This is a genomic window from Enterococcus sp. 7F3_DIV0205 (genome assembly GCF_002141365.2).
Taxonomy (GTDB): domain Bacteria; phylum Bacillota; class Bacilli; order Lactobacillales; family Enterococcaceae; genus Enterococcus_L; species Enterococcus_L palustris.
Genome location: NZ_CP147244.1, coordinates 1,211,749 through 1,231,465, shown reverse-complemented (window position 1 = coordinate 1,231,465; position 19,717 = coordinate 1,211,749). Strand labels below are relative to the sequence as shown.

Below are 19,717 nucleotides of genomic sequence, written 5' to 3'. Positions count from 1 at the left end.
GGAAATAGAACATGGATGTTGTAAATGAAATTTTAGCGAAAATCAAAGCCTATCAAACAATTATTATTCATCGCCACCAACGACCTGATCCAGATGCAATCGGGTCACAAGTTGGGTTAGCGGAAATATTGAGAGCGAGTTTTCCAGATAAAAAAATCTATCAGGCAGGTGGTCCTGTCGAAGGTTTAGAATTTTTAGCGGAAATGGATGAAGTGTCTGATGAGACGTACCAAAATGCTTTAGTGATTGTTACTGACACAGCGAATTCACCTAGAATCAGTGACGATCGCTATCAACTAGGTGCTGAGCTGATTAAAATCGATCATCATCCCAATGATGATCCTTATGGAGATTTAGTCTGGGTCAATCCAAAAGCGAGCAGTTGTAGTGAAATCATCGCTGATTTTTATCATCTTCATCAAGATGAACTAATCATGAATAATAATGCTGCCCGATTGCTCTATGCTGGGATCATTGGCGATACTGGCAGGTTCTTATACCCATCAACTACACCGCATACTTTAGAGGTAGCGGCTGAACTGATGACGTATGAATTCAATGCTGCTGAACTCAATCGTGAACTAGAACAAATACCGATGAGTGTCGCAAAATTAGCTGGTTATGTGTATCAAAATATTAAAGTAGACGAGTATGGTGCAGCTATGGTGATGTTGCCTCAATCTTTACTTGATGAGTATGGCATTGTTGATTCAGAAACAGCTGCGATCGTATCGTTACCTGGTGTGATCGATGAGGTTCTAGCATGGGGTATTTTTGTAGAGCAACCAGAAGGCTATTACCGCGTTCGTTTACGCTCAAAAGGACCTGTAATCAATGAGTTGGCAAAAAAACATCATGGTGGAGGACATCCTTTAGCTAGCGGTGCTAACGCTAAAGATCAACTAGAAATTGATGAAATCTACAGTGAGATTCAGCAATTATGTAATGAATATAAAAAATAACAACTGAAAGCATTTACATTTAGAAAGACATCCGTTATACTAAAGCTAGTTAAATAGCGGATAGTGATTGTCTTAGACAAGCTAAACCTGATTGTGCCAAATAACTTTATTTGGTATAGTTGGGTTTTTTCTTTTTCTGTTAGACAAAGATATCCTAGAATGTTTAACAAAAAAATAAGGAATTGTATGGAGGAAAAAGTGTTATGAAATTTAAAAAGATGGTTGTTGGTATCGCGTTATTGTCAATGGTTTTAGTTGGCTGCAGTAATGGTACTGCAAAAGAAGAAAAAAAAGCAGACACAAAGGAAAAAGAAAATTCAGAAGTAGTGATCTACCTTGCTCGCCATGGTAAAACGATGTTGAATACAGTCGATCGTTCTCAAGGATGGATCGATGCACCGCTGACACCAGCTGGCGTTGAAGTAGCAGAACAACTAGGTAAAGGGCTGTCAGATGTCAAATTTGATAAGGTAGTAACGAGTGACAGTGGACGTGCAATTGAAACAGCTGAATTAGTTTTGAAAAATAATGGACAAGAAACGTTAACAAAGGAAATGACGAAAGACAAACGCCTAAGAGAATATAATTTTGGTACGTATGAAGGCTTGATGAATGAAGAAATGCTGACAGCAGTGGCAAAAGAACAAGGGAAAACATATGAAGAGTACAATGAGTGGATGAAAGAAGTTGGTTTCTATAAAGGAATCATCGAATTTGCTGATGTATTATCTGATTTAGATAAGAAAAATGTTGAAGAAGGTGTGAACTGGCCGGCAGAAGATAGTAAAACAATCGTTGCTCGCTTAACAGCAGGTCTGGATGATATTGTGAAGGATGCTGAAAAAGAAGGCGCAAATAATGTCTTAGTCGTGTCACATGGAATGAGTATTATTACATTATTAGGTGAATTAGATGCAAATGCAGATTTACCAGATGGCGGATTAAAAAATGCGAGTGTGTCAAAAGTAACGTATAAAGATGGTAAATATACGATCGATAGCGTAAACGATCTTTCTTATGTAGAGAAAGGGAAAGAAAGTAAATAGATTTTAAATTAATTTACTATTTGTAAAGAGAATGATTCTTTTCTTTCGTTTAGAAGTGCGATAGAATGAAGTGATAACACTTTAAAAGAGAACGATAATGAAGGAGAGTTTAAGCTAAATGGAAAATTTACCAAGTTGCCCTGAATGTGGCTCAACATACACTTACGAGGATCGTGGCATGATGATTTGTCCTGAGTGCGCACACGAATGGTCACCAGCGGATGCAGCTGAAGATACAGCAACTGTCATCAAAGATTCAAATGGAAATGTCTTAGCTGACGGTGATAATGTAACAGTTATCAAAGATTTAAAAGTCAAAGGGGCAAGTGGTGCGATCAAACAGGGAACGAAGGTTAAAGGTATTCGTTTAGTGGTTGATGCGGCAGATGGCCATAATATTGATTGTAAAGTTGAAGGATTTGGTCCGATGAAACTTAAATCTGAGTTTGTGAAGAAGAATTAAAGGATCAATAATCAAGCGGTTTATGATTGTCGAGTGTTAGGAGTTTATCTCTGACACTCGTTTTTTGTTTGAACCAATCAAGAAGATTCACCTATAAACTTACTTTGTTTTTTGTTCCAATGAATTCGTAAAGAGGCTATGTGCTAACATAACCTCTTCGACAGAGCCGTTTAAGACGGTAACTAGATTATTTTTTGTCTTTAAAGAAAAGGTGTTAAAAACTAAAATATTCTTTAAGAAAAATAATACTCTTAATCAAAGTTGTGTAAAAGCGATATGAAGATTATTAAAAGGATTTTAATAACTATTTTTATCGACAATAAGATTAAAATATATTTATGTTTGTGTTAAACTATATTGTAAGTCTATTTAAAGGAGTTTATTATGGGAGTTAATAGTAGTTTAACTGTAGCAGGTGGTGTTTCTTCTCAACTAAGTAAAGCAGCTAGTAGTTTTACTTCAGTAAATCAACCTACAGCTACGGCAAACAGAACAAAGGTAAGTGGTAATGAGAACGCTAAGAACAGTCTTACTAGCGTACATAGTAGAGGTCAACGGCTATCAAATGCAATAGCAAGAGATGGCAATAACATTCACTCGGTTGCAAAAGAGTTTGCAGCCATTGATCAGAAAGTTAAAAGTGGCTTTGATGGATTGACCCTAAATGGGGTATTAAAGTTATGAAAAATGAGGTTGGTAGGGAATCAATCATACAGATGGAGTTACAACAGCTATCGCTAGAGCAAGAGAGTAATCAGCGGGAGATACGTCAATTAGAAGAAGCAGAGCAAGAATATTTTTATATTTCAAATTTAGAACAACGCTTTTATCAAGAATTAATAGAAGCAAGTCAAGGATCAACCCTGATAAATCACTTTTCAGAGTTAGAACTTGAATCTAGAGAGTTACAACAAAAACAGATTCGGGAACTGCAGGAGCAATCAGATTTTCTCTCGGAACAAAAAAGATTTTTTACTGACAAAGAAGAACAATTATACGTTGAGCGCAAGCAACTGTTTAGCCGAGAAGGTGGTGACAGTGCATGGGATTAGATTTTTTTGTAGGAGAAGTGAACGCCCAAAGTGCAGTAGCCAAACAAATGGCAAACGAGTATATTCAATTTAGTGGTGTACTAAAAGATAGTGTGAATCACTTTATGAATGCACCTTTGTCTGGCAAGACTTATGATTCTGCAAAACAATATTTTTCTGCAGTGTACCCTACGTTGGCAAGTGGTTTTATCTTGGTATGTGAATCGTTAATTGAAGCGCATAGCAAGTTTCCAGAAGAGTTTCAATCACAAGTGGATACTCGTGATGTCATAGAAGACCAACTGAAAGCTGTTATTTCTCAAGGGCAAACAACACTTCAAAGTATGGCACAATGGCTAGATAAAGAAAAAGAACCCAATCAAGGTCTGGAACAGCGCTATATGCACGTTCAAGCAGCAATCCAAAAAAACGAAGAAAAGCTGCAGAAACTGTACGATTTTAATGCCAGTTCTCCTGATCTATTTGCGGATTTTGAAACACAACTGGCCAACTTTGATGCTGGACTAGCAGAAGTTGAAAAAGGTGCAGCGTGGAATGCTTCTTCAGGAACGTTTGATATAAGTCGGGTAAATCTAGCGTGGACAAAACCAATTGGACGTGAGTGGGACAAGAGACAGAAAAAGATCGATGCAAAGGTTGAAGCACATCGCTTAGAAAATCAAGAAATTACTTATACGTTCGACGAATTTGGTAATGTGACAGGTGTCTATGTAGATGGTGCGTTTAATCCTAAGATGACTTTAGCGGTTCAAGAAGCAATCGCTACAAATAACTGGAATGCACTGAAGGCTTTTGGTGTAGGAATTGCAGATAAAATTTATGAAAACTTTGGATTGAGTGCTTTAATGGGCGAACGTACTTTAGATGCTGACTCTGTTGGAACGAAACCATATGCAGTTGCCCAATTTGCTGGAGATCTTCTATCAGTTGCAGGTGGAGCAGCAGAATTTCTTGGTGGTTTTTCCTGGTTGATTGGTGGGAATGCTCTATCATTTGTAGGAACACCATTTACTGGTGGAGCTAGTGCAACTTTAAGCCCAGCAGTGACTGCTAGTGGAACAGCTGCAATGGTACATGGGACTGGTACAATCTGGAATGCCTTTAACAGTTTTGGAAATGGATATGACTTAGATACCGGTGATGTAACTCCGGGTGGGCGATCAATGTCAAAACATGGCGCAGAAAGAGCAAATGAGAGAGGGTTTACTCCGGAAAGAATTGATGCCATTATTGATAACAATATGAAAACAAGAAAGTCAAAAATTGATGAACTGGGAAGAAAAACATGGGAATATATTGACTTGAGAGGAAATAAGGTAGTAACAAATGATCGAGGAGGAATTGTCTCGGTACATTCTTCTGCCCCAAAAGGGAAGTATATACCAAAATAGAAAGTGGGAGAAATATGGAAGACTTTTTTGAGAAGGTAGCAGATGAAATAAATCATGAATATGAACCAGGAATAGGAGCAGAAATCAGATCTTTTGTGGAATATCAGGGAGAAGATATAAAAGAATCAAACCTGTCTTTTGATAGAGAGAATGAAATCTTTATTCTAAAGGTTTCCACAAATGAACTTGAAAAAGAGGCTATACAACAACTGTTTATGAAGCTTGTCTTTTTTTTAGAGTATCCTAACGCAACATTTTACACAACAAATCAAACTGATAAATCATTGCATTATCGACTCATTTCGTATACCAAAAAAAATATAGGATTTGTCCTTGATGTAGAGTTCTTTTAGTAAATCAATATTTTAGCCTATTTCCCCTTTTGCTTGAAGAATGATGATAAGTTATTCTACAGACAGGAGGGGTTTCGTATGTGCGGCAGGTTCTTATTAGATCTCCAACTGACTCTAAAGAAATTAAGGAGAAGAACCAGAAGATTAAGACCAGAGAGAGAATTTCGACCAATAAAGTGTCATATCTGATCACGATATTGATATTGTAGTCATGGCTTTTGGGGGCATAGTATCAAAAAGTCACAATCAATTATAAATGCTCGACCAGAAACGGCAACTGAAAAGAAAACGTTCGCTATAGTATTAGCAGGATTCGAAGTGCCTTCCCCACTTCTGGATTTTATGAAAAAGAATAGCTATCCCATATAACTAAAAACGATGAAAAGAAGACTTGCCTTCTTTTCATCATTTTGTGTCTCTAATTGGAGTCTTCCCGAAAAGACTGCACTCTTTTCACCCCGCGCCAAAGATTGAGAACCGCTAACACGCCACCTAAAATCAGTGGAATCCACAATAATTCTGGTGAGTAACGCAACGCATTTAGTTGCTCTGTAGAATTATTATCCTCTAAAGTCCACAATCCTTGCAAAACCTGAAAACTAAATGCCATCGTAAAGGTTGCAATCAGTAAAAGAACGAATCCGATATAGTGCAGTTTGCTTTTTTTTCTAATAATAGCAAATACAATGTATAAAAAAAGTAAAAAGATAGGAACGCCAAATGCAAAGTATGGATTTAACATAAAAAAGCCTCCGTATATAAAAATTGAATCATTTAATGAGTTAGTGTAGGAATGTCTCTTACGCTATAAATCAATCATACTGCAATTTTTCCAATTTGCAAAATATATTTTTTGTTAAAGCTCTAGTTATTAGAAATGACAAACGTTTTATTTTCTACTACACTAAAGAGGAAGGAGTGTGGTTAGATGTCAGCATATGCTGCACCAATCAAAACAGCAATGATCGTTTTTCCTTTTTTGGCATTTGCGATTTCATTTGTGCTTATTATTCGTGAATACCGGAAATATGGCACTTTTTTATTTAGAAGAGCGCTGATACTGTATTCATTTGTTTTCTATTTACTCTGTGCGTATTTTTTGGTTATTTTACCATTACCGCCAAAAGCGGAGGTCGCGCAATACACCAGTCAATATTTGGAATTACGACCCTTTTATTTTGTCAGTCGTTTTTTACAAGATACCGTACTGAATATTCATGATCCAAGCACATTTGTCCCTGCGTTAAGACAAGGCGTCGTGTTGGAACCTGTCTTCAATATCTTGTTATTAGTTCCTTTTGGGGTGTATTTACGTTATTATTACAAATTTTCATTTAGAAAAGTGGTTTTAGCTAGTTTTCTTTTGTCGCTATTTTTTGAATTAACACAGTTGAGCGGTTTGTATTTTATTTATCCTAGGCCATACCGATTAGCTGATGTGAATGATTTGATCAATAATACGTTTGGCGGGATGGTTGGTTATGCGATTACACCGATGTTGACCTTTTTATTTCCAACAAGAGACGAGCTGGATGAAGCCGCCTATGAAAAAGGGCAATCCGTTAGTTTATTTCGACGTTTTGTGGCTTTTTTGATCGATTGGTTTGTGATTTCGATCGTGCAAGCGCTTGGGATGTTTATGCTTAATTTAATCCCAGAATACAAACAATGGTTTGTTGGGTATCCTGCATTAGAAGGACGAGTCTGGTTTTTCGCTATGGTATTTATAGTGTTTATGTTGCTGCCTAAACTTACGAATGGGAAAACAATCGGTAAGAAAGTCGTGCGTATTCAAGTTGTAGAAGAAGGGCATGAAAAAATTCGTTTTAGCGCTTTATTTATCCGTTATGGTTATTTGTATTTTGTTTATGGTTTGATCAGTTCTTATATGACTAGTTCAGCTGATTTGCTCAATTCTAGTAATCGAATGTTGCAGTTAGTAAGTTTCATATTGTTTCTGTTTTGTTCGTTTCTATTATTACTATTTTTCATTAATGTTCTGTATGTATTGGTTAGAAAGAATCGTCGTTTGTTTTATGAAAAAGCAAGTCATACCTATACGATCAGCACAATAAAAGATCAGAAAAATAGAGAAAATGAATAAGAATTTGTGGTTTTTGTGGTATAATGCATGAGGACTTACACAACAAGTTTGAAAGAGGTGAGGTAAATGAGTTCATTTAAACAATTTCAATTCAACGATTTTATCATGGAAGCATTAGCGGATAAAGGATTTGAACAACCAACAGAAGTACAAGAAAAATTGATCCCTGTGATTAAAAAAGGCAAAAGTGTAATCGGGCAATCTCAAACCGGAAGCGGCAAGACGCATACATTTTTATTACCATTGATGAATAAAGTAAATCCTCAATTGGATGAAGTACAGATTCTGATCACGGCACCTAGTCGAGAATTAGCGAATCAAATTTATCAAGAAGCGGCTCAGATCGCAAAATTCAGTCAGCCGGAAATGCGTGTGACGAACTTTGTCGGTGGTACTGATAAACAGCGGCAAATCGCTAAACTAAAACACCAACAACCTCATGTGGTTATTGGGACACCCGGTCGTATTTTAGACTTGATGAATGAGCAAGCACTAAAAGCACATACTGCTTTTGCCTTTGTCGTTGATGAAGCAGATATGACATTAGACATGGGCTTTTTAGAAGAAGTTGACCAAATCGCTGGACGTTTGCCAGATAAGCTGCAAATGCTCGTTTTCTCAGCGACAATCCCAGAAAAATTAAAACCATTCTTGAAAAAGTATATGGAAAATCCGATCATTGAACATATCAAACCTAAAAATATTATCTCAGAAACAATTGATAATTGGTTGATTTCAACAAAAGGAAAAGACAAAAACCGTCTGATTTACCAATTATTGACGATCGGTCATCCTTATCTAGTGATTGTCTTTGCCAATACGAAACAACGAGTAGACGAAATTACGGACTATTTGAAAGATCAAGGTTTAAAAGTGGCAAAAATTCATGGCGATATTTCTCCACGAGAACGTAAACGTGTGATGAGACAAGTCCAAGATCTTGAATTTCAATATGTAGTGGCAACTGACTTAGCAGCCCGAGGCATCGATATTGAAGGTGTTTCTCATGTAATCAATGCAGAGGTGCCAAGTGATTTAGATTTCTTTATTCATCGTGTCGGTAGAACAGGACGAAATGGCTTAGATGGAACAGCGATTACGCTTTATTCACCTGCAGACGAAGAAGCAATATCTGAAGTGGAGCAATTAGGCATCGAGTTTCATCCAAAAGAAATCAAAAATGGTGAATTGATCGATACGTATGATCGGAATCGCCGAACAAAACGTGAGAAATCAAAAGATGCTTTAGAAGATCCAACTTTAATTGGTTTGGTGAAAAAGAAAAAGAAAAAAATCAAACCTGGCTACAAAAAGAAAATCGAATGGGCAATTTCAGCTAGCAATAAACAAAAACGTAAAGTTGAACGCCGTCAGCAAACACGAACAGCCAAAAAAGCTAAAAAGAACAGCTATAAATAATCGTAAAGCTGATAGATTAGTTTGGATAATAGGTTACTTTTAAACGATAGTTTTAGACCAATCACTGATTGGTTTAAAACTATCGTATTTTTGTGCCATATAAACAACTAAAATGGGTTCATTTAGATTGTTAAATAAACAAGTCTTACCGTATTGTTATTTTTAGCTATTGAAAAAATAAAGCGGATACATTATACTGTTTTAATAGATATCTATTAAACTGATCAATGGAGCTCAGTAGTATTCAACGGTGAATTTTTGAACATTAATTATAAATGGGAGGAAATTTATTTTGAAAAAAACAATTTTTTTTATCGTTACAACAACTTTACTAGGCTCATTATCAGCATGTAGCACAAATTCTAAGGAAACAACAAAGGAATCAACTAGCAACTCTGTCACTAAAGTCTCTTCAAACAAAGAAGCAGAGCATTCTGTTTTAAAAGCAAATAGTTGGTTTGACGAAAATTATCAAACGTTGAATAACTTAATCAAAGAAAATGGAGTCGATAGTAAGGAGTATGATGCAAAGAACAAGCCTTATGCTGTTTTTGATTGGGATAATACCACGATTTTTAACGACATCGGTGAAGCAACTTTTATGTTTCAAATCGAGAATTTAAGATTTAAAATGACGCCAGAAGAATTAGAGAATGCGTTAAAAATGAACATTCCAAAAGACAATTTCAAAGATGAATGGAACAATTCTGATGGTAATGCTGTTAATATTGACAAAGCTACAAGTGATATTGTCAATGACTACAAAATAATAGAACAATCATATGAAGGAATGAATGGGCAGAAAAAGCTTACGGAAATAAAAGAAACAGATGAATACAAAGATTTTTCAACGAAAATCCGTTATCTGTATGACGCAATAGGGGATACGTTTAGCTCAGATATTAGTTATCCGTGGGTGACGTATCTATTTACTGGTATGACGACAGATGAAGTACAAGAGTTGACTCGTGAAGCAATCGATCATTCACTTGAACTCCCTATAGAAATGGTGACACTAAAAAGTCCTGAATCATTAAAAAATGAAGCTGGTCAAGTTGAAGTGAATGTGCAAAAAGGCATTAGAACAATTCCTGAAATGCAAAATTTATACAAGACGTTGATGGAAAATGGGATAGATGTATATGTTTGTTCTGCATCATACATTGATGTTATCATTCCTTTTGCTACCGAAGAAAAGTATGGTTATCAAGTACCAGCCGATCATATCTATGCGATGAGACTTGTAAAAGAGAATGACATGATCCAAACTAAATTTGATACGGCTTACGATCAAACGCAAGGCGACGGCAAAACAAAAACAATCAAAAAATATATTGCTGAAAAGCACAACAATAATGGTCCAATCTTAGTTGCAGGGGATAGTGCCGGAGACGTAGCGATGCTGACAGACTTTGGCGATATGAAGGTAGGTCTGATCTTTAATCGAAATAAATCAGGTGATATAGGGGAACTCTACAAAAAAACTACAGAGAAACAAAGTACGAATCAAAACTATTTGCTTCAAGGACGTGATGAGAATAGTGGGAAGCTGATTCCTGAACAAGCGAGTATTCTTTTTGGTAAGGATAAAGCCACGTTATATTAAGACTATTACGACAATTTTTATGCTAAAGGAGTCTAAGAGCTATCTCAAGGACTCCTTTAAATTTTTTATCATTTCCACACAAAGAATGCCATCTTCAAAATATTCTTGTGAATGGATGGTATAGTTTAGTGAGGTATAAAAGTCTACAGCGGTTTTTTCTGCTGAAAGAACACTAAAGGAATAACCTGCATCTAGTGCTTTTTGTTCTACTAATGAAAGTAGATTCTTCCCGATCCCTTTGCCTCGAAAGTCTTTACGGACACAGAAGCGATCAGGCTGAATCGTGTGATCGTCTTTATTTTGGTAACGAATCGTTGCGATGGGAAGTGCTCCTTCATAAACAACAAAATAAGACCGATCTATGGTGTCCAGGTCATCAAACTCGTCTTGCACTGAAATACCTTGTTCAATGACGAAAACCTCATAACGCAAAGCAAAAGCCGCGGCTTGATTCCACCGCTCATTTCCAAAATGTATATGCATACGAACCTCCAGCTAATTTTCTTAATGAAAGAATCATTCAGTGGTATACTTAATCATAACAGATATTTTTGAAACCTACGAGGAGGGAATAGTGTGGATCTATTTGAACAAGTTGAATGGGCAAATTGGAAAAATTTGAAAGATCCTGAAAAAGAATCGCTGTTACATCAATTGTTAATGTATTTTGTTCCACCAACTGTGGAAGTCAATACGATCCAATTAGTAAATTTTGAACTTTATGGAATTAAATGTCGAACGTTTGAATTGGAGTTTGATGGTGAATTATTTGTGTTTATCCCAGGCAATAGTGAAGCGATCCTTGGTTGGGATTTGGGTGCAGAAGGATTACGCTCACATGAATTATTAGGATTTGACGTGGAGAGTTTAGAAAAAAATACATTCAAAACATCATTGACGAACGATGCAATTTTACCAGCCTCTGAATGGGTAGAAGAAGAAACAAATTATGATTTACATTCGTTAGAAGGGATCGCTGATTACATAAATGATCATACGACGGATTTAAGAAAAGTAGCGATTCCAGCTATGTTTGTTCAAAAATATGCATTGCCTGCTGGTACTGAATTTTTAGGAATATTTGACACGATCACTGGGACGTTTGAAGGAGAAGTAGAAAGATTTTTCCCGTATGAAAAGAGTATTTGTCAAAAGCTTTTTCCTAAATTAACAGCGCAAGAAAGCCTCACTTGGTCATTTCCGCAATCGTTGTTGGTCAAAAATGAGTTTTATTTAGAGTTTTTACCTGAATCGGATTATTATTTTGTCTATAGCCATAGTGATTTTACACATGAAGAATTAAAACTCGCTACAAAAAGGCAGGGATTTGACTTATTGTCTGAAGATCAATGGGAATATGCGGTAGGTGGTGGAACTCGTCGGCTATTTCGTTGGGGCAATGAATTATTGATTCAAAATAATGAGTCTGGACGCCAAATCAAAAGTAAGATGGATGGCGCGAATATGTTTGGCTTAGTGATCGATACACAGCAAAATCATTTTGAATTGACAGATGATTTGGCTAAAAGTAAATTGATTAAGCAACTCGTAGCAAAAGATACTTTGATTGAAAAGATGTTACCATTGTCCTCCTATTTTTATTCTTCTCACAAGATTTCAATGGAAGAAAAATTAAATCCGCAAGACTATCTCTATCGAAAGGTAATTAAAATTGAAAGTTAATAGAAAACATTGACTTTTTTTCAATCTTTCCTTATAATTTGTGGAGAAACTAAAGGATATGATTCGTTTTTTTAGTGTTTACAGAAAGTTCTTCGTTGCTGAAAGAAGAATAGCGCAAAAACGTAATTGCTCCCTTTTAATCACTTTGATAGAAATATCAACGCGACTCTGCGTTATAGAGTTTAAGAGGTAATGTATGTCAAAGCGACTTCATTGCAAACAAGGTGGTACCGCGATTTTTCGTCCTTGTGTTGCAGTGGAGACCGCTTTTTTTGTTGCACAAAATGGGTACGTCAATTAATTATTGTAGAAAGTAGGAATCGATCAATGAAACAATTAACAAGCAGTCAAGTTCGTCAAATGTATTTAGACTTTTTCAAATCTAAAGGACACTCTGTGGAGCCAAGCGCTTCATTAGTCCCAGTCAATGATCCAACCTTATTATGGATTAACTCAGGTGTTGCTACATTAAAAAAATATTTCGACGGTTCAGTAGTGCCGGAAAACCCAAGAATCACCAACGCTCAAAAATCAATCCGTACCAATGATATTGAAAATGTTGGGAAAACAGCACGTCACCATACTATGTTTGAAATGTTAGGAAATTTTTCAATCGGTGATTATTTCAAAAAAGAAGCGATCCACTGGGCGTGGGAATTTTTAACATCTCCAGATTGGATGGCGTTTGATCCAGAGAAGTTATATGTCACTGTTTATCCAAAAGATACAGAAGCTAAACGCATTTGGCATGAAGAAGTTGGATTGACGATGGATCACATCATTGATATCGAAGATAATTTTTGGGATATTGGTGCGGGACCATGTGGACCGGATTCTGAAATTTTCTATGATCGCGGTGAATCATTTAATGATGTAGCAGAAGATGATCCAGAAAACTATCCTGGCGGCGAAAATGAACGTTATTTAGAAATCTGGAACTTAGTATTTTCTGAGTTTAATCATCAAGCGGATGACTCCTATGAGCCATTACCACATAAGAACATTGATACGGGCATGGGCTTAGAGCGCATGGTTTCTATCGTTCAAAATGCACCGACCAACTTTGAGACAGATTTATTTATGCCGATCATTCATGCTGTGGAAAAATTGAGCGGACAAGTAACATATGGTCAATCACCGCAAACAGATATTTCATTTAAAGTGATCGCAGATCATATTCGTGCATTATCTTTTGCAATCGGTGATGGTGCGCTACCTTCAAATGAAGGTCGCGGCTACGTGTTGCGTCGTTTATTACGTCGTGCGGTCATGCATGGGAAAAAGCTTGGAATAAACGAAGCTTTCTTATACAAACTAGTTCCTGTTGTTGGTGAAGTGATGGTAAGTTATTATCCAGAAGTACTACAACAAAAAGAATTTATCGAAAAAGTTGTGCGTACTGAAGAAGAACGTTTCCATGAAACGATCAATGAAGGATTAGATATTCTAAATGAATTAATTACGAAAGTAAAAGCCGCTAAAGAAGATACGCTGAATGGTAAAGATATTTTCAAATTATATGATACGTATGGTTTCCCTGTTGAATTAACAGAAGAAGTTGCAGAAGATGCGGATTTAAAAGTCGATCATGCAGGCTTTGAAAAAGAAATGGAAGCGCAAAGAGAACGTGCTCGTTCTGCCCGTAGTAAAGAAACGTCAATGGGTGTTCAATCGGCCGTATTGACTGATATCAAAGTTGAAAGTAAATTTGTCGGCTATAGTAATCTAGAAACAACAAGCAAACTGTTAATCATTTTAAAAGATGAAGAAATCCTTAGCGAACTTTCTGATGGAACAGCGCAATTGATCTTTGCTGAAACACCATTCTATGCTGAAATGGGTGGACAAGTAGCGGATCACGGAACGATCAAAGATCAAAATGGTACGATCGTAGCTCACGTAGAAAATGTTTTAAAAGCGCCAAATGGTCAATTTTTACACACCGTTCAAGTGACTGGTAAATTAGTTGAAGGCGCAACATACGAACTGCATGTAGATGAAAAAATGCGCAATCGTATCTTAAAAAATCATACTGCAACGCATTTACTACACCGTGCGTTGAAAGATATTTTAGGCGACCACGCGAATCAAGCTGGTTCATTAGTTGCTCCAGGACACTTACGTTTTGACTTTACTCATTTTGGTCAAGTCACTCCAGAAGAGTTAGTTCAAATGGAAGCAATCGTCAATGAAAAAATATGGGAAGCTATCCCAGTTGAAACAGTCGAAACGGATATCGATACAGCTAAAAATATGGGCGCTATGGCTTTATTCGGTGAAAAATACGGGAAAGAAGTCCGTGTTGTAAATATCGGCGGCTATTCAATCGAGCTTTGTGGTGGAACGCATGTGACGAATACAGAAGATATCGGTATTTTCAAAATCGTATCAGAGTCAGGCATCGGAGCAGGCGTGCGAAGAATCGAAGCTGTGACAAGTAAAGAAGCATATGAGCTAATGAATGAAGAAGAAAAACAATTAAAAGCCATTGCCGGCATTGTTAAATCACCTCAATTGAAAGAAGTTGTCTCAAAAACAGAACAATTACAACAACAACTACGTGATTTACAAAAAGAGAATGAACAACTTGCTGGAAAATTAGCAAATCAACAAGCAGGAGACATTTTCAAAGACATTAAAGAAGTCAATGGCACAACATACATTGCGGCACAAGTAAACGTAAAAGATATGAATCAATTACGTCAATTAGCAGATCAATGGAAACAAAAAGAATTATCAGATGTTCTAGTTTTAGCTACAGCACAAGATGAAAAAGTTAGCTTATTAGCAGCTATGACAAAACAAGCAAATGAAAAAGGCTTAAAAGCGGGTGACTTGATCAAAACAATCGCACCAAAGGTTGGTGGCGGTGGCGGCGGTCGTCCAGATATGGCTCAAGCTGGCGGTAAAAATCCAGCTGGAATCAACGATGCGCTAAATGAAGTAGCAAGCTGGCTAGAAAAATAAGACGAAAAGCAGACAAAACCACTAAGTTCTTGGTTTTGTCTGCTTATTTTTTTGACATTTTAGAGGGATATTTCTTTCTTTTTTTTCATTTTGTTGTTAGATTTAAGATAACATTACTTAAAGAACTCTAATAAAAGGACGCTTACTAAATTAAATTATTCTAAAGCGAGAATATCAGAGGATCAATTTATTTTCATTTGTTTCATCGTTTTTATGAAACAACAGTTTAACATCAATGATAGTTTCAGAAATTGTATTGTGTTTTCTTTTGAAAAATTCAGAAAGAAAAGAATAATTTCTGAAACTTTTTATCTATTCTAAAAAAGCTCACAATTGTCAGTCGTTTAACTAGCAAAAGAATCTAGAGTTGATTTAAGAGAGTGAGGGGAAAACAGATGCCTAACGAGAAAAGTCCAATAGCACGTTTTGAATCAGGTGAGAATTTCTATAGCCACCATTATTTTGGATTTCATCAAGCTGACTATAAGGGGCAAGAAGGCTTTGTTTTTAGAGTGTGGGCGCCAAATGCCCAACAAATTTGGTTAGTTGGTGATTTCAATGATTGGGACTATTCTTTGCCGATGAAAAAAGAAGCGCAATCTGACGTATGGGAAATTTTTACAACGAAGCCAAAAAGAGGCGAATTTTATAAATATTTAGTCAAACAAGAGAACGGAAGAATTGTTTATAAAATTGATCCCTTTGCAACATATTTTGAAAAACGCCCCCATGACGCAGCTGTCATCCATACTATACCAGAAAAAAAATGGCGAGATGGACTTTGGCGTGGGCGGACAAAGCATTCTAATTATTTTAAGCGTCCTATGAATATTTACGAAGTCCATGCAGGTTCATGGAAATCCAATGAAGATGGCACGCCTTATAGTTTTGAAAAATTAAAAGAGACACTCATTCCCTATGTCAAAGAAATGGGTTTTTCTCATATCGAGTTCATGCCATTGATGGAGCATCCTTTAGGCGAGTCGTGGGGGTATCAATTAATTGGCTATTTCGCACTAAGTTCTTATTATGGAACTCCGGAAGAGTTTCAAGATTTTGTGGAAGAATGTCATCTGAATAATATTGGTGTGTTGATTGATTGGGTGCCAGGTCATTTTTGTATTAATGATGATGCATTAGCTTATTATGATGGAACCCCTCAATTTGAATATAATGATCCGATTCGAGCAAAAAATGTGCGTTGGGGTTCGCTAAATTTTGATTTAAGCAAGCCTCAGATTCAAAGTTTTTTGATTTCTAGCGCCTTGTATTGGATCGAAATGTTTCATATCGACGGCATCCGTGTAGATGCTGTTTCTAATATGCTCTATCTTGATTATGATGATGGACCTACAGTAATCAAGCAAGCGAGTGACAATCGAAATTGGGATGGGTTTTACTTTTTACAAAAGCTAAATGCAGTGATTAAACTGGCTCATCCTAATGTGATCATGATTGCTGAGGAGAGTTCTTCGGAAACTAAGATTACTGGTACGATCGAAAATGGAGCTTTGGGGTTTGATTATAAATGGAATTTAGGCTGGATGAATGACACGTTATGTTTTTATGAAATGGACGCTGCATTTCGGAAATATCATTTTCATTTACTTACATTTTCTTTCATGTATATGATGAATGAAAATTATATTTTACCACTATCACACGATGAAGTTGTGCATGGAAAAAGAAGTTTGATGCATAAAATGTGGGGAGATCGGTATAAACAATTTGCTCAACTTCGTAATTTGTATGTGTATTTAATCACTCACCCTGGCAAAAAATTATTATTTATGGGAAGTGAGTGGGGACAATTTCTAGAATGGAAATCTGATCAGGCGTTGGAGTGGGTCGATCTTGAAGATGAAATGAATGGCAGTATGCAACATTTTACAAAGAGACTTAATGCGTTTTATCAAAATGAAAAATCCTTGTGGGAATTGGATCATACGGCTGAAACAATTGAAATTATTGACGCAGATAATAGTGAGCAGACCGTACTGAGCTTTATTCGCAAAGGAAAAGCCAAAAAAGATTTCTTGATTGTTATCTTGAATTTTTCGCCGATTGAAAGACAAAATTTTAAAGTAGGAGTGCCTTTTCCAGGTAGTTATGAAGAAGTGCTGAATACTGAAATGAAAGAATTTGGCGGTACATGGATCGAACCGAATCAAATCAGTAAAACAAGTCAAGAGCCTTACAAACATTTTGATTATCAAATCCAAACCATTGTACCTTCACTAGGCGCAATTATTTTAAAACCTAAAGAAATCAATATTCGAATCAAAAAAATGAATGAACACAGTGCAAAGTGAAATAGAAAAAATAACAATCTTAGTTTTAATCGAAAAAATGCGATTTTTTGAAAGGGGGTAGGGTGAACTGTTCACCCAAAGTGTATGAAAACAGAAATGCTTGCAATGATTTTAGCTGGAGGACAAGGAACTCGTCTAGGAAAGCTAACAAAAAATATCGCCAAACCCGCTGTCCCTTTTGGCGGCAGATACCGAATTATTGATTTTACGCTAAGTAATTGTATCAACTCAGGAATAAAAAATGTTGGAGTCGTAACACAATATCAACCACTAGCATTAAACAATCACATTGGAAATGGCGCAAGTTGGGGATTGGACGGTATCAATTCTGGTGTAACGATTTTACAACCTTATTCGAGTTCTGATGGTGAAAAGTGGTTTGAAGGAACAGCTCATGCGATTTATCAAAATATTTCTTATATTGATCAGATGGATCCCCAATATGTCTTGATATTATCAGGTGATCATATTTATAAAATGAATTATGAAACGATGTTGGAAGAGCATATTGCGAATAATGCTTCGTTGACTGTGGCAGTGATTGAAGTACCTATAGAAGAAGCATCGCGCTTTGGTATTATGAATACGGATGAAAATGACCGTATCATTGAGTTTGATGAAAAACCAGCGGAACCTAAGAGTAATTTAGCTTCGATGGGTATCTATATTTTTAACTGGGGACGATTACGCAATGTTTTGTTAAATAGTTATTCAAAGGATGGCCAGATGCTCGATTTTGGAAAACATGTGATTCCTTCTTATTTAGAAGCAGGTGAAAATGTCTATTCTTATCACTTTGACGGTTATTGGAAAGATGTTGGTACAATTGACTCTTTGTGGGAAGCGAACATGGAATTTATCCGTTTAGAAAACGAGTTGGACATGCGTAATAAGAGCTGGCGCATGTTTTCAAAAAATACTATTTCACCACCACATTTTATTACAGAAACAGCCTCTGTTAAAAATTCACTGGTCGTTGATGGTTGTTATGTGGCTGGAAGCGTCAAGAATAGTATTTTATCAACTGACGTTCAAATAAAAATAGGTTCAACGATTGAAAACAGTGTCATCATGCCAGGCGCTACGATTGGTAAAAATGCTAAAATCAAAAATGCGATTATTGGAGAAAATGCGATCATTGGTGATAATGCAGTCGTTTATAAAGAAAACGATATCGAAGTAGTTGGTTATTCAGAAGTGATTGGGGTGCAAAGCGATGAAGACTAAAAAAATGTGTGCTATTTTAGGTAATGTATCAAAATTCCATGAGTTATTACCATTGACTGAAAATCGTCCTTTAGACACTTTGCCGTTTGATTGTAAGTATCGTCTGATTGACTTTCCTCTTTCAAGTATTGCAAATGCAAATATCAATTCAATTTTTATGGTCTTTAACGATGGGGAAACACGTTCAGTCTTCGATCATATCGGTGGGGGGAAAGAGTGGAATCTAGACTCGTTACAAAATCGTTATTTTGTTTATTTTTACCAAGATTTTCTCAAACAAAAAGAGCAAGGGCTTCCGTATTTTGATTCTGTGATCGACTATCTTGAAAAATCAGAATCAGAATATACTGTGCTTACTGGAAGCAATATGTTATGTAACATTGATTTACGAGCAGTGCTGAAGAGTCATCGAAATCAAAAAAAACAGATGACAGTCGTTTATAAACGAATGAAACGTGAAGAAATTTCTTTAAATGATAGTATCATTGACGTGAATTCGGAAGGAAATGCCGCGAGTATTCAAAAGTTCAAGGAAAGTGAAAAAGGAGAACAGTTCAATCTTTGCATGGGGATCTACATTGTTCAAACGAAATGGTTGATCGAACAATTGAACATCGGCCAAAAGAATGACCATTCACCAAGTATTCACATTTTTCTAGAAAATAAAATAGCAGAAGAATCCACTGCTGCCTATGAATACACTGGCTATTTAAGTAATATTCACGATGTTACTTCTTACTATAAAGCCAATATGGATATGTTGGATTCAAACAAATTCAACTCATTGATGTATTCTAAACAAAAAATCTACACCAAATTAAAAAATGAAGTACCGACTTATTACTCAGAAAATTCGTTAGTGAAAAATAGTCAATGTGCTACAGGTTGTATCATTGAGGGGAGCCTTGAGAACAGTTTGATTTCAAGACGATCAATTGTTAAGAATGGAGCGATAATCAAACATTCAATCGTGATGTCAAATGCAAAAATTGCTGAAAACGTAGTGATCGAATATGCGATATTAGATAAAAATGTAACAGTTGAAGCAGGAGTCAAAATCATTGGGACTCCTGAGCATCCAATTGTAATTGAAAAAAATCAAGTAGTTTCAACTGATAAATGGAGGAAATGA

The 19,717-nt window shown here is 36.2% G+C and carries 17 protein-coding genes; 15 read left to right on the top strand and 2 right to left on the bottom strand.

The features are described from left to right. The first annotated feature begins 11 nt into the window (after nucleotides 1-11). The 7 genes from A5821_RS05805 to A5821_RS05775 all read left to right on the top strand — a co-directional run bounded on the left by A5821_RS05805 (nucleotide 12) and on the right by A5821_RS05775 (nucleotide 5,267). Nucleotides 12-962, top strand: a complete 951-nt coding sequence (locus A5821_RS05805) for a DHH family phosphoesterase (protein WP_086313635.1) — start codon at nucleotides 12-14, stop codon at nucleotides 960-962. Nucleotides 963-1,165: 203 nt separating this feature from the next. Next, nucleotides 1,166-2,008 carry a histidine phosphatase family protein gene (locus tag A5821_RS05800; protein WP_086313634.1) on the top strand — a complete coding sequence of 281 codons (843 nt, stop codon included), beginning with the start codon at nucleotides 1,166-1,168 and terminating at the stop codon, nucleotides 2,006-2,008. Between the two features lie 118 nt (nucleotides 2,009-2,126). Continuing rightward, complete coding sequence (locus tag A5821_RS05795) at nucleotides 2,127-2,471, top strand: zinc ribbon domain-containing protein YjdM (protein ID WP_086313633.1); 345 nt, start codon at nucleotides 2,127-2,129, stop codon at nucleotides 2,469-2,471. A 384-nt stretch (nucleotides 2,472-2,855) separates the two neighbouring features. After that, nucleotides 2,856-3,155 carry a TIGR04197 family type VII secretion effector gene (locus tag A5821_RS05790; protein ID WP_086313632.1) on the top strand — a complete coding sequence of 100 codons (300 nt, stop codon included), beginning with the start codon at nucleotides 2,856-2,858 and terminating at the stop codon, nucleotides 3,153-3,155. Next, on the top strand, nucleotides 3,152-3,523 hold the full coding sequence (locus A5821_RS05785; RefSeq protein WP_086313631.1) for a DUF3958 family protein: 372 nt from the start codon (nucleotides 3,152-3,154) through the stop codon (nucleotides 3,521-3,523). Before A5821_RS05790 ends, A5821_RS05785 begins: the two co-directional genes overlap by 4 nt. Next, nucleotides 3,514-4,914, top strand: coding sequence for a T7SS effector LXG polymorphic toxin (locus tag A5821_RS05780; protein ID WP_086313630.1), 1,401 nt, complete (start codon nucleotides 3,514-3,516; stop codon nucleotides 4,912-4,914). The genes A5821_RS05785 and A5821_RS05780 overlap by 10 nt, the downstream gene beginning before the upstream one ends. Before the next feature lie 14 nt (nucleotides 4,915-4,928). Further along, nucleotides 4,929-5,267: a hypothetical protein gene (locus A5821_RS05775; protein WP_086313629.1), complete on the top strand. Its 339-nt coding sequence runs from the start codon at nucleotides 4,929-4,931 to the stop codon at nucleotides 5,265-5,267. A gap of 418 nt (nucleotides 5,268-5,685) precedes the next feature. On the opposite strand, the gene A5821_RS05770 is transcribed toward A5821_RS05775, so the two are convergent. Continuing rightward, on the bottom strand, nucleotides 5,686-6,009 hold the full coding sequence (locus A5821_RS05770; RefSeq protein WP_086313628.1) for a hypothetical protein: 324 nt from the start codon (nucleotides 6,007-6,009) through the stop codon (nucleotides 5,686-5,688). A gap of 186 nt (nucleotides 6,010-6,195) precedes the next feature. Between A5821_RS05770 and A5821_RS05765 the strand changes: the two genes are divergently transcribed. The 3 genes from A5821_RS05765 (at nucleotide 6,196) to A5821_RS05755 (ending at nucleotide 10,396) form a co-directional block, all read left to right on the top strand. After that, a complete protein-coding gene (locus tag A5821_RS05765; protein ID WP_086313627.1) occupies nucleotides 6,196-7,371 on the top strand; it encodes a VanZ family protein in 1,176 nt (391 codons plus the stop codon). Between the two features lie 66 nt (nucleotides 7,372-7,437). Beyond that, entirely contained in the window at nucleotides 7,438-8,790 is a 1,353-nt protein-coding gene (locus tag A5821_RS05760) for a DEAD/DEAH box helicase (protein WP_086313626.1), read from the top strand. 292 nt (nucleotides 8,791-9,082) lie between these two features. After that, nucleotides 9,083-10,396 carry a haloacid dehalogenase-like hydrolase gene (locus A5821_RS05755; protein ID WP_086313625.1) on the top strand — a complete coding sequence of 438 codons (1,314 nt, stop codon included), beginning with the start codon at nucleotides 9,083-9,085 and terminating at the stop codon, nucleotides 10,394-10,396. Between the two features lie 39 nt (nucleotides 10,397-10,435). Here the strand turns inward: A5821_RS05755 and A5821_RS05750 are convergent, their stop codons facing one another. Then, complete coding sequence (locus tag A5821_RS05750; RefSeq protein WP_086313624.1) at nucleotides 10,436-10,879, bottom strand: GNAT family N-acetyltransferase; 444 nt, start codon at nucleotides 10,877-10,879, stop codon at nucleotides 10,436-10,438. Between the two features lie 93 nt (nucleotides 10,880-10,972). Between A5821_RS05750 and A5821_RS05745 the strand changes: the two genes are divergently transcribed. The 5 genes from A5821_RS05745 to glgD all read left to right on the top strand — a co-directional run bounded on the left by A5821_RS05745 (nucleotide 10,973) and on the right by glgD (nucleotide 19,717). Then, the gene (locus tag A5821_RS05745; protein ID WP_086313623.1) at nucleotides 10,973-12,079 is read left to right on the top strand and encodes a DUF7278 family profilin-like fold-containing protein; all 1,107 of its coding nucleotides are present in this window, start codon (nucleotides 10,973-10,975) and stop codon (nucleotides 12,077-12,079) included. Nucleotides 12,080-12,406: 327 nt separating this feature from the next. Then, on the top strand, nucleotides 12,407-15,046 hold the full coding sequence (alaS, locus tag A5821_RS05740) for an alanine--tRNA ligase (RefSeq protein ID WP_086313622.1): 2,640 nt from the start codon (nucleotides 12,407-12,409) through the stop codon (nucleotides 15,044-15,046). A 395-nt stretch (nucleotides 15,047-15,441) separates the two neighbouring features. After that, nucleotides 15,442-17,358 (top strand): 1,4-alpha-glucan branching protein GlgB, encoded by a 1,917-nt coding sequence (glgB, locus tag A5821_RS05735; RefSeq protein ID WP_086313621.1) that lies wholly within the window; start codon nucleotides 15,442-15,444, stop codon nucleotides 17,356-17,358. Nucleotides 17,359-17,442: 84 nt separating this feature from the next. After that, nucleotides 17,443-18,585, top strand: coding sequence for a glucose-1-phosphate adenylyltransferase (locus A5821_RS05730; RefSeq protein WP_086313620.1), 1,143 nt, complete (start codon nucleotides 17,443-17,445; stop codon nucleotides 18,583-18,585). Then, the gene (gene glgD, locus A5821_RS05725) at nucleotides 18,575-19,717 is read left to right on the top strand and encodes a glucose-1-phosphate adenylyltransferase subunit GlgD (protein WP_086313619.1); all 1,143 of its coding nucleotides are present in this window, start codon (nucleotides 18,575-18,577) and stop codon (nucleotides 19,715-19,717) included. Before A5821_RS05730 ends, glgD begins: the two co-directional genes overlap by 11 nt.